Origin of the sequence: Mesorhizobium sp. ESP-6-2 (assembly GCF_020164675.1) — a bacterium.
Taxonomy (GTDB): domain Bacteria; phylum Pseudomonadota; class Alphaproteobacteria; order Rhizobiales; family Rhizobiaceae; genus Mesorhizobium.
Window position 1 is genome coordinate 50,641 of record NZ_JAIUGT010000014.1, and the last position, 23,352, is coordinate 73,992.

At 63.6% G+C, this 23,352-nt stretch carries 18 protein-coding genes; 9 read left to right on the forward strand and 9 right to left on the reverse strand.

All coding sequences use genetic code 11. From position 1 onward, the window contains the following. Positions 1 to 62 precede the first annotated feature (62 nt). The 3 genes from LB532_RS28455 to LB532_RS28465 all read right to left on the reverse strand — a co-directional run bounded on the left by LB532_RS28455 (position 63) and on the right by LB532_RS28465 (position 4,033). A complete protein-coding gene (locus LB532_RS28455) occupies positions 63 to 1,160 on the reverse strand; it encodes a polyamine ABC transporter substrate-binding protein (RefSeq protein ID WP_140643153.1) in 1,098 nt (365 codons plus the stop codon). Positions 1,161 to 1,499: 339 nt separating this feature from the next. Further along, entirely contained in the window at positions 1,500 to 2,453 is a 954-nt protein-coding gene (locus LB532_RS28460; RefSeq protein WP_140643155.1) for a DMT family transporter, read from the reverse strand. Positions 2,454 to 2,593: 140 nt separating this feature from the next. Beyond that, positions 2,594 to 4,033 carry a short-chain fatty acyl-CoA regulator family protein gene (locus tag LB532_RS28465; protein WP_140643157.1) on the reverse strand — a complete coding sequence of 480 codons (1,440 nt, stop codon included), beginning with the start codon at positions 4,031 to 4,033 and terminating at the stop codon, positions 2,594 to 2,596. Between the two features lie 234 nt (positions 4,034 to 4,267). Here LB532_RS28465 and aceA point away from each other — a divergent pair, with 234 nt between their 5' ends. From aceA to LB532_RS28480, 3 genes are all read left to right on the forward strand, one after another. Then, the gene (gene aceA, locus LB532_RS28470; RefSeq protein WP_140643159.1) at positions 4,268 to 5,557 is read left to right on the forward strand and encodes an isocitrate lyase; all 1,290 of its coding nucleotides are present in this window, start codon (positions 4,268 to 4,270) and stop codon (positions 5,555 to 5,557) included. 52 nt (positions 5,558 to 5,609) lie between these two features. Next, a complete protein-coding gene (locus tag LB532_RS28475; protein WP_140498529.1) occupies positions 5,610 to 5,852 on the forward strand; it encodes a hypothetical protein in 243 nt (80 codons plus the stop codon). A 240-nt stretch (positions 5,853 to 6,092) separates the two neighbouring features. Beyond that, positions 6,093 to 6,536, forward strand: coding sequence for a response regulator (locus LB532_RS28480; protein ID WP_140643161.1), 444 nt, complete (start codon positions 6,093 to 6,095; stop codon positions 6,534 to 6,536). A gap of 15 nt (positions 6,537 to 6,551) precedes the next feature. Here LB532_RS28480 and LB532_RS28485 read toward each other — a convergent pair whose 3' ends face one another. Then, positions 6,552 to 7,262: an HAD family hydrolase gene (locus LB532_RS28485; RefSeq protein WP_140643163.1), complete on the reverse strand. Its 711-nt coding sequence runs from the start codon at positions 7,260 to 7,262 to the stop codon at positions 6,552 to 6,554. 141 nt (positions 7,263 to 7,403) lie between these two features. On the opposite strand from LB532_RS28485, the gene LB532_RS28490 reads away from it, so the two are divergent. The 3 genes from LB532_RS28490 (at position 7,404) to LB532_RS28500 (ending at position 11,431) form a co-directional block, all read left to right on the forward strand. After that, entirely contained in the window at positions 7,404 to 8,840 is a 1,437-nt protein-coding gene (locus tag LB532_RS28490) for a glutamine synthetase family protein (protein ID WP_181169525.1), read from the forward strand. A gap of 220 nt (positions 8,841 to 9,060) precedes the next feature. Then, positions 9,061 to 10,347 carry an NAD(P)/FAD-dependent oxidoreductase gene (locus LB532_RS28495; RefSeq protein WP_140643178.1) on the forward strand — a complete coding sequence of 429 codons (1,287 nt, stop codon included), beginning with the start codon at positions 9,061 to 9,063 and terminating at the stop codon, positions 10,345 to 10,347. Between the two features lie 223 nt (positions 10,348 to 10,570). Beyond that, positions 10,571 to 11,431: an SH3 domain-containing protein gene (locus LB532_RS28500; RefSeq protein ID WP_181169527.1), complete on the forward strand. Its 861-nt coding sequence runs from the start codon at positions 10,571 to 10,573 to the stop codon at positions 11,429 to 11,431. Between the two features lie 67 nt (positions 11,432 to 11,498). Here the strand turns inward: LB532_RS28500 and LB532_RS28505 are convergent, their stop codons facing one another. Then, positions 11,499 to 12,245, reverse strand: a complete 747-nt coding sequence (locus LB532_RS28505) for an SDR family oxidoreductase (RefSeq protein WP_140643182.1) — start codon at positions 12,243 to 12,245, stop codon at positions 11,499 to 11,501. Between the two features lie 313 nt (positions 12,246 to 12,558). Here LB532_RS28505 and zwf point away from each other — a divergent pair, with 313 nt between their 5' ends. The 3 genes from zwf (at position 12,559) to edd (ending at position 16,624) form a co-directional block, all read left to right on the forward strand. Beyond that, positions 12,559 to 14,031, forward strand: coding sequence for a glucose-6-phosphate dehydrogenase (gene zwf, locus LB532_RS28510; protein ID WP_140501096.1), 1,473 nt, complete (start codon positions 12,559 to 12,561; stop codon positions 14,029 to 14,031). Beyond that, positions 14,013 to 14,729, forward strand: coding sequence for a 6-phosphogluconolactonase (gene pgl / locus LB532_RS28515; protein ID WP_140643184.1), 717 nt, complete (start codon positions 14,013 to 14,015; stop codon positions 14,727 to 14,729). Before zwf ends, pgl begins: the two co-directional genes overlap by 19 nt. A gap of 71 nt (positions 14,730 to 14,800) precedes the next feature. After that, on the forward strand, positions 14,801 to 16,624 hold the full coding sequence (gene edd / locus LB532_RS28520; protein ID WP_140643186.1) for a phosphogluconate dehydratase: 1,824 nt from the start codon (positions 14,801 to 14,803) through the stop codon (positions 16,622 to 16,624). 69 nt (positions 16,625 to 16,693) lie between these two features. Here the strand turns inward: edd and LB532_RS28525 are convergent, their stop codons facing one another. The 4 genes from LB532_RS28525 to LB532_RS28540 all read right to left on the reverse strand — a co-directional run bounded on the left by LB532_RS28525 (position 16,694) and on the right by LB532_RS28540 (position 23,189). Continuing rightward, positions 16,694 to 18,352: a vWA domain-containing protein gene (locus LB532_RS28525; RefSeq protein WP_140643188.1), complete on the reverse strand. Its 1,659-nt coding sequence runs from the start codon at positions 18,350 to 18,352 to the stop codon at positions 16,694 to 16,696. Between the two features lie 89 nt (positions 18,353 to 18,441). Beyond that, entirely contained in the window at positions 18,442 to 19,404 is a 963-nt protein-coding gene (locus LB532_RS28530; RefSeq protein ID WP_140501084.1) for a GlxA family transcriptional regulator, read from the reverse strand. Positions 19,405 to 19,459: 55 nt separating this feature from the next. Then, positions 19,460 to 20,359, reverse strand: a complete 900-nt coding sequence (gene folD, locus LB532_RS28535) for a bifunctional methylenetetrahydrofolate dehydrogenase/methenyltetrahydrofolate cyclohydrolase FolD (protein WP_140643190.1) — start codon at positions 20,357 to 20,359, stop codon at positions 19,460 to 19,462. Between the two features lie 238 nt (positions 20,360 to 20,597). Then, the gene (locus LB532_RS28540; protein WP_140643192.1) at positions 20,598 to 23,189 is read right to left on the reverse strand and encodes a Wzz/FepE/Etk N-terminal domain-containing protein; all 2,592 of its coding nucleotides are present in this window, start codon (positions 23,187 to 23,189) and stop codon (positions 20,598 to 20,600) included. Positions 23,190 to 23,352: the final 163 nt, after the last annotated feature.

Consider the following 23,352-nt stretch of genomic DNA (forward strand, 5'->3'; position numbering starts at 1 on the left):
TGCTTTGCCCCATCGAAAAGAAGGAGACCCGGCAGGGTGACTGCCGGGCCTCCTTGGACTGACTACTGACCGGTGACGATTTTGGTCCAGGTGCGCGTGATGACGCGCTGGGTCTTGGGATCGTAGGGCGAGATCGTAAAGAGCTTCTGCAAGGTCGCGGCGTCCGGGTAGACAGCGGGATCGTCCAGAAGCGCCTTGTCGACAAATTGCTGGGAAGCCTTGTTGCCGTTGGCATAGAGGACGGCGTTCGACGATTTGGCGATCACCTCCGGCTTCATCATATAGTTCAGGAACTCATGCGCCTCGGCGACATGCGGCGCATCGGCAGGGATTGCCATCTGGTCGAACCACATTTCGGCGCCTTCCTTCGGCACGGCGTAGCCGATCTCGACGCCCTGCTTGGCCTCCTCGGCGCGGTTGCGCGCCTGGAACACGTCGCCCGACCAGCCAACCGCCAGGCAGATGTCGCCATTGGCCAGCGCGTTGATGTATTCGGAGGAATGGAACTTCCTGATGTAGGGCCTGATCTTCATCATCAATTCCTCGGCCTTGGCAAAATCGTCCGGCGACGTGCTCTCAGGATCGATGCCGAGATATTTGAAGGCGGTCGGGAAGATGTCGGTCGGCGAATCCAGGACATAGACGCCGCAATCCTTCAGCTTGGCCAGCTTTTCCGGATTGAAGAACACGTCCCAGCTGTCGATCTTGTCGGTGCCGAGCGCTGCCTGCACTTTTTTGACGTTGTAGCCGAGGCCGACCGTGCCCCACATGTAATTGATCGAGTATTCATTGCCGGGATCGTATTTCGCGGTCCGTTCCGAAACCGTGTCCCACATGTTGGAGAGGTTCGGCAGTTTCGACTTGTCGAGCTTCTGGAACACGCCGGCCTGGATCTGGCGGGCAAGGAAATTGCCGCTCGGCACGACGACGTCATAGCCGCTGCCGCCGGCAAGCAATTTGGTTTCCAGGATCTCATTGGAATCGAACGTGTCGTAGACCACCTTGATGCCGGTCTGCTTGGTGAAATCATCGATGACGGCGGGGTCGATATAGTCCGACCAGTTGAAGACATTGACGACGCGGTCCTCGGCGTGGCCGCCGAGCGTAAAGAGAGCCAGAAATGCCGAAGTCGCCGAAAGCCAGAGCGCTTTGCGGATCATGCTATTCTCCTTTGGTGAGTGTTCCATCGCCGGCGCGTCGCGGTATCCGCGCGGCCGGGCATTTGCTTCAGACTATTGAGCTTTCCAGGAGGCGACAAGCGCCAATCGCCGCGCCGCCGGCTGTCGCAAGCGATGCTCGCGCGCCACTGTCCTGGGCTGGAAGGAGTCGCCGCATCGTCAGAAGCTTTCGCCGCCGCGCAAACAGAAATACTGGAATGTGATCCGGTCTCGATCGGGTCGCCGGGGAGACTTGGCAAGATAAGCCTGTCTTGTTGTTGCCGTGGTCCCAGCCTGCCCGCGCGGCAGCGAACTTGTCAATGGCAAAGCTAGGGCGCCGCATCAATTCGGCGACGGCACGCCGGTGACCCCTGCCCGTACCGGCCGCGTCTGTCGCTTGAACTCCAGTCCGATATGGACGAGCAGCGCCGTGACCACCACGGCGCCGCCGACGATGGTGCGGCCCGACGGCACCTCGGAATGGATCAGCCACACCCATATCGGCCCGAGGATCGGTTCAAAGGTGCCCAGCAGCGCGGCGACGGCGGCCGGGATCAGCCGCGCGCCGGTGGCGAAGAAGGCGAGGCCGAGGCCGAGATTGACCACGCCGAATACGAAGAGAAAACCCATATCGCTGCCCGATACGGCGAAGGCCGAAGCCTGCGAGGCGGCAAAGCCCGCCGCCAGGATCGTGCCGAGGCAGGTCGCCGGCGTCATGCGCACGCTGGAGAAGCGCCGTGTGATGACGGTGGCGATCGAGAACATGACGGCGATCAGCAGCGCCAGCCCGTCGCCTATGGGCGAAACGGCGCCATCGAGCGATTCCGACACCATGATGGCGACACCGGCGATGACGGCGGCAATCGCCAGCCAGGTCGCGACCGCCACTCTTTCGCGAAAGAGCGCCCAGGCAAACAGCGCCGCAAGCAGCGGCACGCCGGCCTGCATCAACAGGATGTTGGCGACGGTGGTGTAGGCAAGCGCCACGACGAAAGAGGTCGACGCGGTGGCGAAGCAGAAGCCCACGGCAAGGCCGGGCAAGCCCATGCCGCGAAACGACCTCAGCATGCCGCGCCAGCCGTCACGCCAGACCATGAAGCAGAGAAGGAAGGCCGCCGCCCATACGGAACGCCAGAACACCACCGTCCAGCTGTCGCCGGCGGTGATGAAGCGGGCAATCGTGCCACCGAAACTCCACATCAATGCCGACAGGAACACGAGCAGGAAGCCGATGCGCTCCTCCCGCTGCGGGACGGTCGATGAACGAGCGATCGGCGATGATGCGGTGTCGGTCATGGGTACGACTGTCGAGGTTTTGAGAACGGCACAATGCGCAAGGGACGACAAAAACGTACCTTATTCGCGTAACGCAAAGGCGCGGGCCCGGCGTGATCCAGAGACCGCCGGCGATTGTGGCAAGTCCGCCATGGGAAGCGTCATTGGAAATCGAAGGCGCTCAGGCCCGTCACCATCTCGTCGAGGCCAAGCGGGCGCGTCACGGGCGGCTCGGCGCGCGTCAGGCAGCCGACGCGCTCGCAAAGCCGGCAGGCGGGCCCGACCGGCGTCGCCGCTACCGCGCCCGCTTTTCCGGCCGCCGGGCCGGGAAGTGCCGCACCGTAGACGATGTCGTCGCGAAAGCCGATGTCGCACCCCAGCAGCAGCGCGGTGCGGCGCGGCCGCTCGGAGAACGCGCCTTGGGGTCCTTCCAGCGTGCGGGCGATGCAGAGGAACTCGGCGCCGTCGGGCATTTCCACCGCTTCCACGAAAATCTGGCCGGGCTGGCTGAAGGCGACGTGCACGGGAAGCTTGGGACAGCCGCCACCGAAGCGGCTTTGCGGAAAGCCCAGGCTGCCGGCTTTGCGGAAGCGATTGCCGGCATTGTCGATCTCCAGCATGAAGAACGGCACGGCCGACGCGCCTTGCCGCTGGAGCGTGGTCAGCCGGTTGGCCGCCTGCTCGAAGGAAACGCCGAAGCGCGAGCGCAGCACGTCGATATCGTAGCGGGCACGAACGGCCGCCGCGTGGAAAGTCTGGTAAGGCATCATCAGCGCATGCGCCGCGTAGCGCCCGAGTTCGAACCGGGCGAGGCGGCGGGCCTCGTCTGTGGACAGTTTCAGCGCCTGGATCTCGCCGGCTATCGCGACGGTCATGCGGATCAGGCATGCCTCCATCGCCATTTCGCGCAACTGGTCGAACGGCGACAGGCGCTCGGACAGGAACAGGCGCTGCGAATGGCGATCGTAACGGCGGCGCCAGTTCGGCATGGTGGCGACCGGCAGCACCTTGACGACGATGCCATATTCGCGCTTCAGCCAGGCCTTCAGTGCAGCAGACAAATCGTCGCCGGGATCGAGCACCGAAGTGAACGCTTCCGCCTCTTCCTCGATATGCGCAAAATGGTTCGGCCGACGCTCGAAAGTCTCATGCACCTCGTCGATCGGCAGGCGGGCGCTGGAAAGCGCCGTCGCCCGCCCCTCGCGCGCAAGAAGCTCGTTGAGATCGGAGAGGCGCTCGGCCTGCTCGCGATAGGCACGGAACAGTTTTATCACGGCCGCGGAGGCATTGGGCGCGGCTTCGGCAAGCTCGATCAATTCCTGGTCTCCCGGCAGTTCGCCAGCCAGCAGCGGATCGGCAAACACTTCCCTCAAGGCAGCGACAGAGCCGCCCGCTTCGCCCTGCAGCTCATGCGGATCGACCTTGTAGACGGACGCCAGCTTCAGGATCAACTGCACCGTCAGCGGCCGCTGGTTGCGCTCGATCAGGTTGAGATAGGATGGCGAGATGCCGAGGCCTTCGGCCATCGCCGTCTGGGTCAGGCCCTTGGCGTTTCGGATACGGCGGATACGCGGCCCGGCAAATATCTTCTGGTCGGCCATGGAACTCCTTGACAGGAATTTACATTGCAGTCGCCGCTACGCTCCAGGCCGGCTTTTACGATAATTACAAATTTACCTCGGCCATCTGTCAAACACAATACAGATTTTCCCTTATTCCGGGCCTGATTTTTCGATTTCCATGGCTCTTTTCGCCCCGCACTGTAAATTCAGTCACATCCGAACGCGGCGAGGAATGCCGCCGAGCCACAGAGAAACAATCCTCCGGAGTAGAGCATGACTGATTTTTACAACCTCGTCCCCTCGGCCCCTGAGGGCCGCTTCGACGGCATCGAACGTCCCTATTCGCCGGAGGATGTGACGCGACTGCGCGGCTCGGTGCAGATCCGCCAGAGTCTGGCGGAAATGGGCGCCAACCGGCTGTGGAAGCTCATCCACGAGGAGGACTTCGTCAACGCGCTCGGCGCCATGTCCGGCAACCAGGCGATGCAGCAGGTGCGCGCCGGGCTGAAAGCGATCTACCTGTCTGGCTGGCAGGTCGCCGCCGACGCCAACACCGCCTCGGCCATGTATCCGGACCAGTCGCTCTACCCGGCCAATGCGGCGCCCGAACTCGTCAAGCGCATCAACCGCACCTTGCAGCGCGCCGACCAGATCGAGACCTCCGAAGGCAAGGGGCTTTCGGTCGATACCTGGTTCGCACCTGTTGTCGCCGATGCCGAAGCCGGTTTCGGTGGGCCGCTCAACGCTTTCGAGATCATGAAGGCGTTCATCGAGGCAGGTGCCGCTGGCGTCCATTACGAGGATCAATTGGCATCGGAAAAGAAGTGCGGCCATCTCGGCGGCAAGGTGCTGATCCCGACCGCGGCTCACATCCGCAATCTTAACGCCGCACGCCTGGCAGCCGACGTGATGGGCACGCCCACCCTGGTCGTGGCGCGCACGGACGCCGAAGCGGCAAAGCTGCTCACCTCCGACATCGACGAGCGCGACCAGCCTTTCGTCGACTACGACGCCGGCCGGACGGTGGAGGGCTTCTACCAGGTGAGGAACGGTATCGAGCCCTGCATCGCGCGCGCCGTCGCCTACGCTCCCCACGCCGACCTGATCTGGTGCGAAACCTCGAAGCCCGACCTGTCACAGGCGAGGAGATTCGCCGAGGGCGTGCACAGGCATCACCCCGGCAAGCTGCTGGCCTATAATTGCTCGCCTTCGTTCAACTGGAAGAAGAACCTCGACGACGCCACGATCGCCAGGTTCCAGAAAGAGCTCGGCGCCATGGGCTACAAGTTCCAGTTCATCACGCTGGCCGGTTTCCACCAGCTCAATTACGGCATGTTCGAGCTCGCCCGCGGCTACAAGGAGCGGCAGATGGCAGCCTATTCGGAGTTGCAGGAAGCCGAGTTCGCGGCGGAGGCCAACGGCTACACCGCGACCAAGCACCAGCGCGAGGTCGGCACCGGGTATTTCGATGCCGTGTCGATGGCGATCACCGGCGGACGGTCATCGACCACGGCCATGCATGAATCGACCGAGCACGCCCAGTTCAAACCGGCTGCTGAATAGCAGACCAGGGATCTCGGCAAACCCCCAAGGGCATACAGCAAGGAGAAGACCAATGGCATCGATAAGCCGCGTCAAGGAACGGGCCGAAGAGCAGTCGACCACGATGAGCATCGACCAGCAAGCGACGATCCGCATGCTGGCCAACGATCTGCACCGGCTCAACCAGTCGGTGATGAAGGCGGTGGAAGCCGGCGTCTCGGTCGAGCTGGTGCGCTCGGCACGACACCATGGCGGCGACGGCAATTGGGGGGACCTGCTGATCCCGGTCATCGTCACGCAGCAAAGCCATGGCTGATCGAAGATCGCGCAGGGCCGCCTCTCACCTGCGCCGCGTATGCGCAGGTGAATTTTATTTTCATGCAACCAAGGAATGGACAGAGCAGTACAGTACTGTTGCTTGAATTGACTGCTGCGGGATTGCTTTCCCCCAACTTTTTATTTCGGCTTGACAGGGAGCGCGATCTCACGCCAATTGTCGCCTGATTTCAACTCTGCATTGAAATGGGACGAGTTTTTTGGCTGACTTGGGTGCCCAGTGAAGCGTGACGACGAAAGCGCGAAACATCCTAATCTGGTGACCCGGGATTCAGCCACGGAGACGATCCGTCAGACCTCGCAGGTGCTCGTTGTCGGCAAGTCCCCGATCAATCGGGTGGTGATTTCCAAGATCGTCGAGCGGTCCGGGCTCAAGCCGATCTCGGAATCACCCGACATGGCGGCGAAGACCTTGCGCTTGCTGGCCCTGGCCGTGATTGTCCTGGACGGCGGCGCCGATAACAGGGACTGCGACACTCTGATGCCCGGCATCGAGATGTTGCGGCGGGCTTCGGGTAAATCGCTCCCTGCCGTGGTCCTGCTTTCGACCAAGAACGGCACGCCGGAGAGCCTTGACCTTTCAAACGTCGTCGACGCGGTAGTGGCCAAGCCGATTACGCCCGAGCGATTGCAGCCGGTGATTGATCGGCTGGTTAACCGCTGAAGGCGGCAAGCAAGTCTATCTGGCGAGGCTTTCGATCAGTTCGGGCAGTCGTCCGAGATCGGAGATCTGCCGGAAGCGCGCTTCGGCAATGGGCGCTTCGACATGTTCAAGCACCCAGGTCAATTCGTGCGGGACATGAACGCCCCAGCTGCCGGCCTCGATGGCCGGCACCACATCGGACTTCAGCGAATTTCCGACCATCATGCTCCTGGCCGGGCCGTCGCCATGGCGACTGAAAACGCGCGCATAGGTAGCCGCGTTCTTGTCGCTGACGATCTCGATCGCGTCGAACAGATCGCCGAGGCCGGACCCGGCCAGCTTGCGTTCCTGATCGAACAAATCACCCTTGGTGATCAGCACGAGGCGATAGGCGCCGGCGAGCCGTTCCACGGTCTCGCGCGCATGCGGCAAGACCTCGATCGGGTGGCTCAACATCTCGCGGCCGGCGCCGAGGATCTCCGATATGACCGAGGCCGGGACGCGAGCTTGCGTGACCTCGATCGCCGTCTCGATCATCGACAGCGTGAATCCCTTGATGCCGAAACCGTAGACGGCAAGGTTGCGTCTCTCCGCCTCCAGCAGCCGTGCCGAGATATGTTCCTCCTCGCCATGATCGGCAAGCATGGCGGCAAGCCGCTTCTCGGTCATGCGGAAGAACTGTTCGTTCTGCCACAGCGTATCGTCGGCATCGAAGCCTATGGTGGTCAGTTCGCCGGTCTTCTGCATCGAGGCGTTCTCATGTGTAAACGAGGCTGAACCTAAGCTCACGGCCGCGATTTTCAACCGCAACGGCCAATGCCGACCGCTCCCCTTCCCTTCCGTCGCCGGGGACGACTATACTCCTAAATCCGCAACCCAATCTGGTGAATGATGCCGCCTGCAAAAAAGGAAGTCCGTCCGTCGAGTCGCGGAGGGCGCGCCCGCACGCCTGCCTTCGTGAAAAACCTGCGTGGCGTCAAGAACTGGAAGGAAGTCAGCGAATGGCTGGACTGGCGCGGCATCGAAGACATCGAATGCATTACGCCTGACCAGGCCGGCGTCGCCCGCGGCAAGATGATGCCGTCGAAGAAATTCACCTCCAACACCTCGCTGGCTCTGCCTTCAGCCGTGTTCATGACCACCATTTCAGGCGGCTATCCCGAGGACGGCAACGGCTTCCATTACCCGGAGGACGACGGCGACCTCAAGCTCATGCCGGACCTGTCGACGCTGACGGTGGTGCCCTGGGAGGAAGACCCGACGGCGGCCGTCATCTGCGACCTCGTCCACCAGGACGGCCGCTCGGTGGAATTCACGCCGCGCAACGTCTTGAAGCGTGTTCTGGCCGCCTATGACAGGCGCGGGCTGAAACCGGTGGTGGCGCCCGAGATCGAATTCTATCTGGTGCGCAAGAACCCGGATCCGGACTACCCGCTGACACCGCCCGTCGGCCGTTCGGGGCGGGCGATCGGCGGCGGCGCCGGCTATTCGATCGCCGGCGTCAACGAGTTCGACGAACTGATCGACGACATCTATCATTTCTCCGAAAGCCAGGGCCTGGAGATCGACACGCTCATCCATGAGGAGGGCGCCGGCCAGCTCGAGATCAATTTGCGCCATGGCGATCCCGTCGAGCTCGCCGACCAGGTGTTCATGTTCAAGCGCACCATTCGCGAGGCGGCGCTGAAGCACGAAATCTACGCCACCTTCATGGCCAAGCCGATTCAGGGTCAGCCGGGTTCAGCCATGCACATCCATCAGTCGGTCATCGACAAGAAGACGGGCAAGAACATCTTCTCGGCCGAGGACGGCTCGGAAACCGAGGACTTTTTCCATTTCATCGGCGGCATGCAGAAGCATGTGCCGAACGCGCTGGTCATGTTTGCGCCCTATGTCAATTCCTACCGCCGGCTGACACAGGCGGCTTCAGCTCCGGTCAACAACAAATGGGGCTACGACAACCGCACGACGGCATTCCGCGTGCCGCGCTCGGATCCGGCGGCGCGCCGCGTCGAAAACCGCATCCCCTCCTCCGACGCCAACCCCTACCTGGCACTGGCCGCTTCGCTCGCTTGCGGGCTGATCGGCGTAACCAACAAGATCAAGGCCGAACCTCCGGTGCTGACCACCGCCAATGCCGACGAGATCGACCTGCCGCGCAGCCTGCTCGAAGCCGTCGACCTGTTCGAGGGCGACGAGGAACTCGGCGCGCTGCTGGGCAAGTCCTTCGCCGCGACCTACGCGGCGATCAAGCGGGCGGAATTCGAGACGTTCATGGAAGTGATCAGTCCTTGGGAGAGGGAGTATTTGTTGCTGAATGTGTGATGGCTGGATGGCTCGCAAGTAGTGAGTAGTGAGTAGTGAGTAGTGGGTAGTGGGTAGTGGGTAGTTTCTCAACTCACCTCCACACCATAGACTATTCACTACTCACTACTAACTACTAACTACTAACTACTAACTACTAACTACTAACTACTCACTACTCACTACTCACTACTTGCTACTTACTACTCTCTCAAAAAAACACCCGGGTCTTCGTCGCATCATGCCCTACCAATCCCCGATCTCCCCCGGCCGTTCCTGGTACGAGGACACGGCCGGCCCGCGACCCGAATATCCGGCGCTGGACGGCGACCGGAGCTGCGACGTCGTTATTGTCGGGGGCGGTTTCACCGGCTTGTCGGCGGCGGTGTATCTGGCCAAGGCTGGCACCAATGTCGTTTTGATCGAGGCGTATCGCTTCGGAGACGGCGCTTCCGGGCGCAATGGCGGCCAGCTTGGCACCGGGCAGCGCGCCTGGGCCGAGGAGCTGGAGGCCGAATACGGGTTTTCCCGCGCCAAGGCACTGTTCGATCTCGCCGAGGAAGCGAAGGCGCATCTGCTCGAATTCGCCGCCACCAACCAGATCGATATCGACTACATGCCGGGGCAGCTCTCGGTCGCGCACAAGCCGCGCTATGTCGACGACTACAAGACGCATGCCGAGATCATGGCGAGCCGCTTCTCCTATCCGCACATCTCCTTCATGGACAAGATCGAAACGGCGCAGCGGCTGGGCTCGACAGCCTATTTCGGCGGTACGCGCGACACCGGCACGGGCCATATCCATCCGATGAAACTGGTGATCGGCACGGCGCGGGTGGCGGCACAGGCCGGCGCACGATTGTTCGAAGCGACGCCGTCGACCGGGATTGTTTCGAGCGGCGGCACGGTGAAGGTTTCGACAGCCAGGGGGACGATCACAGCGCAGAAATGCCTGATCGCGGTCAATGCCTATGGCGGCACGCTCGAACCGGTGAGTGCCGCGCACATCATGCCGATCGGCTCGTTCATCGGCGCGACCGTGCCGCTTGGAGCTGGCACAAACGTGCTGCCGGGCGGCGAGTCGGTCGATGATTCCCGCTTCGTCGTGCGCTACTTCCGCAAGTCGAGGGACGGCCGGCTGCTGTTCGGCGGACGCGAGGTCTATGGCGTCAACGACCCCAAGGATATCCATATCCATATCCGCCGCCAGATCGCGGAACTCTATCCTGCACTGAGGGACGTCGAAATCACGCATGGCTGGGGCGGCTATGTCGGCATCACGGTGCCGAGAAAGCCGTTCGTGCAAGAAGTGATGCCGAATGTGATCTCGGCCGGCGGCTATTCCGGCCACGGCGTCATGCTGTCGAACTTCTTCGGCAAGCTCTATGCCGAAACGGTAGCCGGCAACCGCGACCGGCTGAAGCTGATCGAGGATCTGAAGATCCCGCCGTTTCCCGGTGGCCGGCGCTTGCGCGCGCCGCTGCTTTTCCTGGCGCTCAACTGGTTCGCGTTGCGCGACAGGATTTAACAATTGTTGAGTAATATCATGGGGGCTGCGACATCCAAGCGTTGCAGAATCTTCAGCAATGGCGCACTGATGCCACAATCGCGGGCAAAAAGTGCATTCTCTGGGCGAATATAGACGGGGATTTTCTGCGGGCCCGCCCGCTGTTTGATTTGGGACCGGTGTGATCGACGCACGCGTTGCGGTGTTTGATCGAAGAACATCGCCCCTTATGGAGGTGGCAAGAGTGAGAGAGCCCTTCAGTTTCGGTGCTCCGGAACGTCGGCGCTTTGCCATGCAGTTCGGCTACGACATGCGCCCGTCATTCTGGCAGGAAGTCCGTTCGAACTCGCATCTGGTGATTGCCGCGGTCGGCACGGCCGCGCTGCTCGGCGTGGCCGCGGTGGCCCTTTGGCTGGCGTTGCCGGCGAACGAGCGGCAAGCGGTTGCCAATCCAGAGCAAGCCATTCCGGCCGTTCCGGTGAAGACGACGAAGATCGCGCCGGCGGGGATCACGGTGGCCGCGGCGGCGATGCCGCAAGCGGCGCGAAAGTCCGACCAGGTCTCGCCGACGGTGGCTGTCTCGGAAGCCGCCATTCCGGCGCTCGCGGCGAACGACCCGCGCTGGACCGCTTCCCGGTCGAAGACCGCACCGGCTCCCGAGCCTGCCGCTTCCGGCCAGTCGGCGAGCAAGGCCGGGCAGACGCCTGACAAGCCGGCGGCGGCCGCGGCATTCGCGCAACCCGCTGCCGACACCGACGCCGCCGCCGAGCTCGCCAAAGTCGCCGCACCGGCCCCGCCGGCGGGCAGCAGTCCCGATGGCGCGCAGACCGCCGCCATTCCTGCCGTGCAACCACAAGTACCGTCGCAGCAATCTGCGGCGCAGGATGACGACAGCAATGCCAAGCCGCGCAAAGCGGCCGCCGGCACCGGTCGCATCCTCAGGGCCGTGACCATGCGTAGCGGCCCGAAGAAGAATGCGGCCGCCATCGTCACGGTGCCCGCCAAGACCTCGGTGCAAGTGATGAGCTGCAAGCGTTGGTGCCAGATCGTCTACAACGGCAAGACAGGCTGGGTCTACAAAACCTACATCAAGACCGGTGCCTGACGCACCAGCGCCCCGATCAAGGCAAGCACGGCCGGGCCGAGGTTGGGGGCAGCGATGACGGTGTGCGTCAGATGCAGCGCCCGCCGTCGACCTCCAGCGCCACGCCGGTGATGAAGGCGGCCTCGTCGGATGCCAGCCACAGTGCCGCATTGGCGATGTCGAGTGGGGTCGAAAGCCGCCCGAGGGGGATCGAGGCGCGGAATTTCTCGCGGATTTCGGGTGTGTCGGCGCCCATGAATTTTTCCAGCATGCCGGTCTCGCCGGCCACCGGACACAGGCAGTTGACGCGGATGTTCTTGGGCGCGAGTTCCACCGCCATCGATTTGGTGGCGGTGATCGCCCAGCCCTTCGAGGCATTGTACCAGGTGAGGCCGGGCCGAGGCCGCAGGCCAGCGGTCGACGCCGTGGTCAGGATCAAGCCGCCGCCTTGCCGCTCCATGATCGGCACGACTGCAAGGGCGGCATGATAGACCGCCTTCATGTTGACCGATGTGATCAGGTCGAACGTCGCCTCGTCGACTGCGAGCATGTCGCCATTGCGATGGGTGAACCCGGCATTGTTGACCATGATGTCGATGCGGCCGAAGGCGCTTTTGGCGGCATGGACCATGTCGTCGAATTCGGAGCGCTGCGAAACGTCGGTCTGGGTCCAGATCGCCGCCTCGCCGATCTCGCCGGCCACGCGTTCGGCACCCCTGGCATTGAGGTCGGCCACGACGATCCTGGCGCCCTCCTCGGCAAAGCGCCGGGCAATGCCCTCGCCGAAACCCGAAGCGGCCCCGGTGACGATGGCGACCTTGTCCTTCAGACGCATGTTTTTCCGCTCCCTCGGTTCATCGCGTGGCTTTTACCGCGGGCTGCCGGCGGCATGGCCTGTGCCGCAACAAGCAGAGCGCTGATTCTCCCTTAGCTTTCGTCACATTCACGTCCTATGCTGCAACTGCGAAGGCTTGGCGGAGTTGTCGCTTGCCGACAAGCCTCCGCCTGGTGCCAGTGTCAAGCACACATCTGGACCGACGCAAATATGTAGCGATCGGTCCTCGATGTGACACCATGGCACTGGAATATTTAAATCGATTAGAATATATCAGCCGCGTACTCGCGACCGGCGTCAAAGCGGATAGACCATGACCAGCCAGATCATCCCCGTCGACCCTTTCGACTTCATCATTTTCGGTGGCACCGGCGACCTGTCGGAACGCAAGCTTCTGCCGTCGCTCTACTATCGCCAGCGCGACCATCAATTTTCCGAGCCAACCCGTATCATCGGCACGTCGCGTTCGAAGATGAGCGATGACGAATTTCGGGCTTTCGCCAAGCAGGCCATTTCCGACCACGTCAAGGCGGCCGATATCGACCCCAAGGAGCTGAAGACCTTCCTGGCGCGGCTTTCCTATGTCCCGGCCGATGCGACGAGCGGCGCGGGGTTCGACAGGCTGAAGAAGGCTATCGGCGACAGCGACTGCATCCGCGCCTTCTATCTGGCGGTGGCGCCGGCGCTGTTCGGCGACATCTCGCACAAGCTGAAAGAACACGATCTGATCACGCCGAACTCGCGCATCGTGCTGGAGAAGCCGATCGGCCGCGATCTCGCTTCGGCGCAAACGCTCAACGATCTGGTCGGCGACGACTTCCATGAAAGCCAGATCTTCCGCATCGACCACTATCTCGGCAAGGAGACGGTGCAGAACCTGATGGCGCTGCGTTTTGCCAATGCGCTCTACGAGCCGTTGTGGAACTCCGCCCATATCGATCACGTGCAGATCACCGTCGCCGAGACCGTCGGCCTGGAAGACCGTGTCACCTATTACGACAAGGCCGGCGCGCTGCGCGACATGGTTCAGAACCATATGCTGCAACTGCTCTGCCTGGTCGCCATGGAAGCGCCCTCCTCCATGGACGCGGATGCCGTGCGTGACGAGAAGCTGAAGGTGCTGCGCGCGCTCAAGCGCATCAACGGCAACGAGGCGCCGAAGCACACGGTGCGTGGACAATACCGCGCCGGCGCCTCCGCAGGCGGGCCGGTGAAAGGCTATGTCGAGGAACTCGGCAAGGACAGCAACACCGAAACCTTCGTCGCGATCAAGGCCGAGATCGGCAACTGGCGCTGGGCAGGCGTTCCGTTCTACCTCAGGACCGGCAAGCGGCTGGCGACCCGGGTCTCGGAGATCGTCATCGAGTTCAAGCCGATCCCGCATTCGATCTTCGGCGGCGACAGCGCCGGGCCGATCTTCGCCAACCAGCTGGTCATCCGGCTGCAGCCCGACGAAGGCGTCAAGCAATTCATTATGATCAAGGACCCGGGTCCGGGCGGCATGCGGCTGCGGCAGATTTCGCTCGACATGAGCTTCGCGCAGTCCTTCGACGGCCGCGCGCCGGACGCTTATGAACGGCTGATCATGGATGTCGTGCGCGGCAACCAGACGCTGTTCATGCGCCGCGACGAGGTCGAGGCCGCGTGGAGGTGGATCGACCCGATCCAGAACGCCTGGGAAAGCGCCAGGCAGGAGGCGCAGGGCTATACGGCGGGCACCTGGGGACCTTCGGCCTCGATAGCGCTGATCGAACGTGACGGGCGGACATGGCACGAGAGCAATTGAACAGCGCCAGCTACAACTGGAATGGCTTTTCCGATCGCGCGGAATTGGCGGCGGCGCTGGCCGGCCGCGTCGCCGATCGCCTGGCAAAGGCAATCGCGGCGCGCGGCACGGCGTTACTGGCCGTTTCCGGCGGCACGACGCCGGCAAAATTCTTTGCTGCCCTGTCGGGAATGCCGATCGCCTGGGACAAGGTGACGGTGACGCTGATCGACGAGCGCTTCGTGCCGGCGTCCTCGCCGCGTTCCAATGCCGGACTGGTGGCCGCCAATCTGTTGCAGAACGCGGCTGCGGCGGCACGGTTCGTGCCGCTCTATCATGAAGCCGTCAGCATCGAGGATGCCGCGGCATCGGACAATGCGGCGCTCCAGTCCCTGCCCTGGCCGCTCGACGTCGCAGTGCTCGGCATGGGGCCTGACGGCCACACCGCTTCATTTTTTCCCGACGCCGACGGTCTTGCGAAATTGCTGGACCCGTCCTCGGACAGGATCGTGCTGCCGGTTCATGCGGCAAGCGCCGGCGAGCCGCGGCTGACCCTGTCGCTGGCGCGCATCATCGATGCCGGCCTCCTGGCGCTGCACATAGAGGGCGAGGACAAACGCACCGCCTTCGACGGCGCGACCAGTGCCGGGCCGCGAAAGCCTATCCGCGCCGTACTCGACGCATCGCCCCGGCCCGTAGAGGTTTTCTGGGCACCCTGATTTCAACTTACTGCGGTCCCGGCAACGGCGGGAGGATGTTTCCGGGACCCTCGCCTGAAAGGACCGACACCATGACCGCCAGACGCGACATCGAAGCCATCACGGAGCGCATCCGCCAACGCTCGAAGGCGGGACGCGAGGCCTATCTCGGCCGCATCGCCAGCGCATCGAACCAGACCGCCAACCGGACGGTGCTGTCCTGCGGCAATCTTGCCCATGGCTTTGCCGTGTGCAGCCCCTCCGAGAAAGTGGCGCTGGGCGCCGACAAGGTGCCGAACCTCGGTATCATCACCTCCTACAACGACATGCTGTCGGCGCATCAGCCCTTCGAGACGTTCCCGGCGCTGATCAAGGAAGCGGCGCGGGAGGCCGGCGGCATCGCCCAGGTTGCCGGCGGCGTGCCGGCGATGTGCGACGGCGTCACCCAGGGGCAGCCGGGCATGGAGCTTTCGCTGTTCTCGCGCGATGTCATCGCCATGGCTGCCGCGATCGGCCTGTCGCACAATATGTTCGACGCCGCCGTTTATCTGGGCGTCTGCGACAAGATCGTGCCCGGGCTGGTGATCGCGGCACTGACCTTCGGCCATCTGCCGGCGGTGTTCATTCCGGCCGGGCCGATGACGACAGGCCTGCCCAACGATGAAAAGGCCAGGGTTCGCCAGCTCTATGCCGAGGGCAAGGCAGGCCGCGCCGAACTGCTGGAGGCCGAGTCCAAGTCCTATCATGGACCGGGGACATGCACCTTCTACGGCACGGCCAACTCCAACCAGATGTTGATGGAGATCATGGGCCTGCACACGCCAGGCGCTTCCTTCGTCAATCCGGGCACGCCGCTGCGGGATGCCTTGACCCGCGAGGCGACGAAGCGGGCCCTGGCGATCACCGCGCTTGGCAACGCCTATACGCCGGTCGGGCGGATGATCGACGAGCGTTCGATCGTCAACGGCGTGGTTGGCCTGCACGCGACCGGCGGCTCGACCAACCATACCATCCATCTGATCGCCATGGCCGCAGCCGCTGGGATCGCGCTGACCTGGCAGGATATTTCCGACCTCTCGGAAGCGGTGCCGCTCCTGGCGCGCGTCTATCCCAACGGGCTTGCGGATGTGAACCATTTCCACGCTGCGGGCGGGCTCGGCTTTCTCATTCGCGAGCTGCTCGACGAAGGCGTGCTGCATGAAGATGTGCAGACGGTATGGGGCGAAGGCCTGCGACCCTACGCAGTCGAGGCAAAGCTCGGTGCCGAGGGCAGCGTCGTGCGCGAAGCCGCCCCGCGCGCGAGTGGAGACGCGAAGGTGCTGGCGCCGTTCAAGAAAGCCTTTCAGCCGACGGGCGGCCTGAAAGTGCTGGCCGGCAATCTCGGCCATGCCGTCATTAAGACGTCCGCGGTGAAGCCGGAACGGCGCCTCATCGAAGCGCCGGCCAAGGTGTTCGACAGCCAGCAAGGGCTGAACGAGGCCTTCAAGGCCGGCACGCTAACCGGCGACTTCATCGCCGTCATCCGCTTTCAGGGACCGAAGGCCAACGGCATGCCGGAACTGCACAAGCTGACCACCGTGCTCGGCATCCTGCAGGATCGCGGCCAGCGCGTCGCGCTGGTCACGGACGGGCGCATGTCTGGCGCCTCCGGCAAGGTGCCGGCGGCGATCCATGTCACGCCGGAAGCGGTCGAGGACGGCCCGATCGCCAGGATCCACGACGGCGACATCATCCGGCTGGATGCGGACGCCGGCACGCTTGAAGTGTTGGTACCGGCGGCGGAATTCGCGCTGAGGCGAACAGCGGAAGCCGATCTCATCGGCAATGAGTTCGGTTTTGGCCGTGAACTCTTCGCCGGATTCCGGCAATTGGTCGGCCGCGCCGACCACGGGGCCAGCGCGTTTGGAACCGCCTGATCCATCTGCAAGGAATTCATGAAAAAGGGCGGTTCGGAACCGCCCTTCTTGCTTCGGGAACCCCGGCCATCATTCCGCGACGGCGATCTCGGTCCGTTCGCCGGCCTTGACTGTTACCGGCATCTCCTTGTCATGACCCTCATCCGACATATGCCGGACAACCACATAATCGCCGGCCGGGATCGTCTGCTGCCAGTTGTCGCCGTAGTTGAAGCCGAGCGATTTGCGCTTGCCCTCGATGTCCTTTTTCGACGAAAGCACCTCAATTGAATAAGCGCCGGGCGCCGATATTGCGAGCACGCCCGCATCGAGCACGACCTTCACATCCTGGCTGTCGCCGGCCTTGACGCTGAAAGGCTGCTCGACGACGGCGAGATCGAGCGTTGTCACCGCCACATAGTCGTCGGGCGGCAGCCAGAACTTGCTGTCGGCCCCATAGGAGTGGTCGACGCTGTCGCGGCTGCCGTCGATCTTCTTCTTCGCCTTGACGATCTCAAAGCCGATGGCCGAATTGTCGGCCTTGTCGCCGCCCGATGTATAGTAGGCATTGAGCACGGCCTGGCCGACGCCGACCACGAGGTCCTTTTCAACGGTCTGCCCGGGGGCGAGCTGGATTGTTTCCGTCATCGTGCCGGCACCGATCTGCACCGTCACCTTCTGTTCGCCCGCCGGCACGATGGCCTGGGTGTCGCCGTAATGGGTGGTGCTGCCACCGGGATAGGCGAAATCGACGCGGGCTTCGCTGCTGATCTCGGCGCCCTGGCTTGCATGTGGGTGGATGATCAATGTGCCGGCGTTCAGGGTGAAGAGCGGCTTGTAGATCTGGCCGGCCTCGATCTTGACCAGCTGCTCAACGTTGGCTTCGTCGTCGCGCGCAACGACGATATAGTCGCCGGGATCGAGTTTGCCGTTATAGGTGCCGTATTCGGTGGTGACGGACTCGCCGCGCGAGCCGTCGGGGTTGGCTTTGTAGATCTCCCAGGCATTGCCGTCGGTGATCGGCTCGCCGCCTTCGGCCATCACCACGGTCGGCTGGAAATTGAAAGCAGGCCTTGCGGGCTCCGGTGCAGGGGCCGGCGCAGGTTCGGGGGCCGGTGCCGGCGCCGGTGCGGCGACGGTTTCGACCAAAGCTTCCCGCAGCGCCTTCTCGTCGGACGCCTGGATGTACTTGCCGCCGGTGTTGTCGGCGAGGCAAGCGATCTGCTTGCCTTCGTCGGCCGTAAGGCCAAAGCCGACAACGTCGGCTGTGAAATCCACGCCGGACGATTCGAGTTCCTTGCCAAGCGCGCAAGGGTCGCCGCCACAGGTCTCGAGCCCGTCGGTGATGAGAACGACGGTCGCCTTGTCCTCGGTGTATTTCAGCGCTTCGGCCGCCTGCTTGACGGCTGATGTCAGCGGCGTCTTGCCGAGGAATTTCATGCTGTCGGCCGCGGCCGAAATCGCGCTCGCCGAGCCGGCCTGCGGCGGTACGATCAGCTGGATATCCTCGCAACTGCCTTGCTCGCGATGGCCATAGGCCATGAAACCGAGTTCATCGTCGGCGGGAACCGATTGCAGCACGCTTCTCAGCGACTCACGGGCGATTTCGAGCTTGGGCCTGCCTTCGATCTGCGCCCACATCGACCCGGAAGCATCGAGGATGATGATGACCTTGTTCGCGGCAAAGCCGAATGTGGTCATCGACAAAAGGAGAAACGCCGCAGCGACGCTCCGTGCAAGTCCCGCCATCGAAATCTCCTGAGTAGCCGCTCCGTCCGCCGGCTGAAGCTATTTGAGCCCACCTTGGGACACAAGCCCGGACGCGGCTTGTCCGCGGCTTAGTAGGTGGTGCGGCGCTCTTCGGAAGGCGGGCGGCCAAACTGCAGCCGGTAGCTCTGGGCAAAATAGGAATGCGAGGTGAAGCCGGTGGCGATCGCCACGTCGAGGATCGGCATGTTGGTCTGGCGCAACAATTCGCGCGCCCGCTCCAGCCGCAGCCGCATGTAGTAGCGGCCGGGCGTGACGTTGAGGTGGCGCAGGAACAAACGCTCCACCTGACGCACCGAAAGGCCGGCCGATTTGGCGAGCTGCACCGCCGAGAGCGGCTCGTCGAGATGGTCGGCCATCAGTTCGACGATGCGCCTGAGCTTCTCCGACTTGCCGGTGAGGTCGCGCTCCGGCCCGACGCGCTGGCGGTCGCCGGCCGAGCGGATGCGCTCGTGCTGGAACTGGTTGGCGACGCCATTGGCGAGGTTCGAGCCGAAATCGCCGCGCACGATCTCCAGCATCAGGTCGATCGAGGTGGTGCCGCCGGCGCAGGTGTAGCGCTTGCGGTCGATCTCGAAGACGTTGCCAGTGCAGTTGATGTCGGGAAAGCGCTCGACGAAGCCGGCGCGGTTCTCCCAATGGATGGTGCAGCGATAGCCGTCGAGCTGGCCGGCCTCGGCCAGCAAATAGGATCCGACCGACAGCGCGCCGAGCGCATTGCCGCGCCGGCCCCAGCTGCGTAGCGCCGCCAGAACCTTGCTCTTGCCGGGAAATTCCGTGGTCAGCCCGACCGAGACGAAGAGGATATCGACCGGCGGCAGGTCGGCAACCGCATAGTCGATCTTGAGCGGCAAGCCGTTGGACGCCATCACCGGATCGCCATCGGCCGACACCGTCGTCCAGCCGTAGAAATCGCGGCCGAGCAGCCGGTTCGCCGAACGGAACGTGTCGATCGCGGCGGCCAGCGAAAACATGGAGAACTTGTCGACCAGCAGGAATGCGAATTGCCGGCCGCCTTGAACGGGATCATTCATGACCGGCCGTTCCAAGGGAATAGTTGGGTTCGGCAAAGCTGCTGCTTTCTGGTGGTCAGAAGGAGGGCCGTTTCAACCCGGCCGCTAGGTAGGCGGAGGCTAACGTATTGGCCATCAGCATGGCAATGGTCATCGGCCCGACGCCGCCGGGCACGGGCGTGATGGCGCCGGCGGCCTTGGCCGCTTCGGCATAGGCGACGTCGCCGACGAGGCGGGATTTGCCCTCCCCCTTCTCCGGGGCCGGGATGCGGTTGATGCCGACGTCGATGACGGTTGCGCCGGGCTTCACCCAATCGCCCCTGATCATCTCCGGCCGGCCAACGGCGGCGACGAGAATGTCGGCGGTGCGGGCCAGCCCCGGCAGATTCTTCGTGCGGCTGTGCGCGATGGTGACGGTGCAATTGGCGGCAAGCAGGAGATTGGCCATCGGCTTGCCGACGATGTTGGAACGGCCGACGACGACGGCATTGAGGCCCGACAGATCCTTGCCGCGCACGCGCTCGATCAGGAGCATCGAGCCGGCGGGCGTGCAAGGAACGAAAGCGGTGTCGAGTTCGCCGGTGCCGAGCTTGCCGACATTGATGAAATGGAAGCCGTCGACATCCTTGTGCGGCGCGATCGCCTGGATGACCTTGCCGGCATCGATGTGGGCGGGAAGCGGAAGCTGCACCAGGATGCCGTTGATGCCGGGGTCGGCGTTGAGGTCGGCGATGATCTTGAGCAGCGCCTCCTGGGAGGTGTCCGCCGGCAGCGTGTGCTGGACCGAATGAAAGCCGCATTCCTTTGCGGTGCGGGATTTGGAGGCGACGTAGACCTGGCTCGCCGGATCCTCGCCGACGATGACCACGGCGAGGCCGGGCTGGACCTTGCCCTTGGCGACAAGCTCGGCGGTCAAGGTCTTCACCGCCCGCACCACGTCTTCGGCAACGCTTTTGCCGTCAATCACTTCGGCCATATGAATCACCCCTCGATACGTTCCGCCAAACCGGCCGCGTCCGAAAATGCGGCGCTTTGGATCCTTTTCTCAAGCGTGCCGAAGCCTGCATGGCCCGGCCAGCCGGGCTGCGTCTTCGGCAAGACACCGCGCGGCATTTTGACGAAAATTCGGACACGCAATCCCGTCAAAGCGCCGTCCGATGCCGTTTACGCGAAACCGGCGCGCTTTTGTTCGACACAGGAGACTATCTTGTGGCTCAGAAATAGCGGCGGCCCGCGCGGCTCTCGGTAAGCTCGCGAACAGCCTCGCGAAATTCGCGCAGGCTGGCGCGAATTTCCTCGATCGACGCCTGCTCGGCGCCCTTCTCGGCGGCGGCGGGCTGCTCCAGCGGCGCGAAGGGATAGGCCGACGGCTGAGCCGGAGCGGGTGCCGCCGGGTAGGGCATCGGCGCGCCATAGGGCGCCGTGGCCTGGGGATGGCCTGCCGGCGACCGCGTCTGCCAAGGCTGCATGTGCGGATAGACCAAGGGCTGCGCATAGGGATGGGACGAGGCCGGATACATCGCCTGATGCGGCATCAGGGGCGACCGCGATGGCGGTGCCATGGGCCGCGCATAGCCGGTGTCCGCGGCTGACTGAAAAGATGGCCGCGGATAGTCCGGAGCTGGCGGGCGATGTCCAAAGGCGGAATCTGGAGCCGGATAGTCGGGAAATGCAGGAATGTTCGCCGGCCGGCCCTCTTCGGCGACAGGGGCCGACGCAGATGCACTGGGAAACGCATCGTCCTGCGCCTCGGCGGCGGGCTTGCGGGAAACAGCCTTGCGCAGCCTGGACATCAGCGCGCCCATCCGCCCTGGATTCTCGACGGCAGCGGCCCCGGCCTGCGCGGCAGGCGGGGGCACTGAAGCTGGTGGCGGCGGCGGTGATAGCGGCGATGCTTGCGGTATCGGCAGGGCCGGCGGAGGTGGCGCCCGGAATGCCTGGTCATCGAGCGGCACCCGGCGTTCCTCTATCTTGCGGTCACGGCGGGATCGTGACCCGGCGGTCTCACGCAGGCTTTCATAGGCGCCGCGCATGGCGCCGAGACCGACGCCGGAGGCAAAGCCCAGCAGCAGGCCGGCAAGCGCCACCACGGCGCGCGACGGCCCGTTCGGCTCCAGCGGAATGGAGGCGGGCGAGATGACGCTCATATTGGCGGTGTTGATATTCTTCTGCTCGCCGGTCTCCTTGGCGCGCAGGAGATATTGCTCATAGACCGAGCGCTTGGCCGAGGCCTCGCGCTCCAGTTCGCGCATCGAGACAAGGTCGCTGTTGACGTCGCCGCTGCGCACCTTCATCTGCGCCAGGCGGGAAGCAAGGTCCTGTTCGAGCTGGACCGAGCGTTTCAGGTCAACCTGCAGCGACGATGCGATGCGGCTGAGTTCGGCGACGATGCGTTCGCGCGCGCCGGCGAGCTGGGCCTCGAGCGCCTGGCGCTCGGGATGGCGCGGCCCGAGCCGGACCGCTGCCCGATCAGCCTCCTGTTTGAGCGTTGCGTATTGCGAGCGCAGATCGCTCATGGAGTTGGAGTTGATCTCTTCCGGCAAGGTGCCGCTGAGCACCGAATTCACGTTGACCTGACGTGCCGAGGCCGCGCGGGCGTTCAGCTCCAGCGTGCGGGCGCGGGCTACGGAAAGCTGCTCGTTGAGCTTGAGCATCTGGTCGTCGCTGATCAGGTGGCCCTGCGCGTCGACAAGGTCATGGGTGGCCCTGAAATCCTCGACCTTGCGCTCGGCGGCTTCGACGCCCTTGCGCATCTCGTCGAGTTTCGCCGTCAGTTCGTTGTTGGCCCGGCTGGCAGTGTCGGACTGGATTTCACCCGAAGTCTGCAGGAAAACCTTCGTCATCGTTTCGGCGATGAGCGCCGATTTCTGGGCGTCCTGCGTGGTGACGCCGATGGTGATCACGGACGTCTTGCCACCGCGCTCGACCGAAACGCTCTCGGCCAGGTTGACGATAGCGAGGGAAAGGCGGCGGGATTGGTCGACACCGCCCGGTCCGTCCTGGCGCAACAGGATCGAGCGGATCAGCGACATGACGCCAAGGCCGCCATTGCCTTGGCCGTTGAACTCGGGGTCGTCGACCAGGTTGAGCTCCTGGACAACCTTGTTCAACACAGTGCCGGAGGTCAGCAACTTGATCTGGTTCTCGACGTTGACGAGCGCCGCGTCGGGCATGACCACCGCCTGGGTGAGATCGCGGTCCGTAAGCTTCAGATCGCGCGGGTCGACGATCAGCTCGGTGGTGGATTCGTATTTCTTCGGCGTCGACAGGGCAATCGCAACGCCGAGCGCCGCGCCCAGCACCGTCGTGGTGATGATCAGCGCTTTGGACCTGGCGACGCCGCGAACCACCTGCATCGGATCGATCAGGGGCTTCCATTGCTGGCTGTCGGCATCCTCGCCAGGAGATGTTCCCGCTTCGCTCGCGCTCAGCGGTTCGGATGTGCTGCGCGGGGAATCGACGCTTGAGGCGATCTCAGGAACCGTCTCTTCGTAAGACATCGCCGGGTCGGAACCGCCGAGACCGGCCCCATGGTGCGAATGCGAAACGCCGGCGGACGCCGGAGCCGGCTCGTCGCCCGGCTGCAAGCGTTGTGTTGCGGCGGATGCGGGAGGCGCCGGATTCATCTTCGCTTCGCGCTGCGAACGCGCCAGGCAATGACGTGTGGCGGCATCCTCGCGCCAGGACGGATTTGCCCGATCCCCTAGCGAGACCAGCGATGCCTCGTCCTCACCGCGCACGGCTTGGCCAAGCGCCAGCAAGGATCGCTCGCGCCTCCAGTCCTCACGATTTTCCCTGTCGCCCATTGTCGCGGAGCTTACTTTCAGCCGCCAGACAGCGGCAGTCGGCCATTTGTTAAGCCACGCTAAACAAGCATAGGAAACAAAAGGTTAATTTTAGGAGGCTGAAAGCATTGCTTGATGCCGGCTGCTTGGAATTTCAGCTGATGCAGGAAGATTCAGAAGGGCA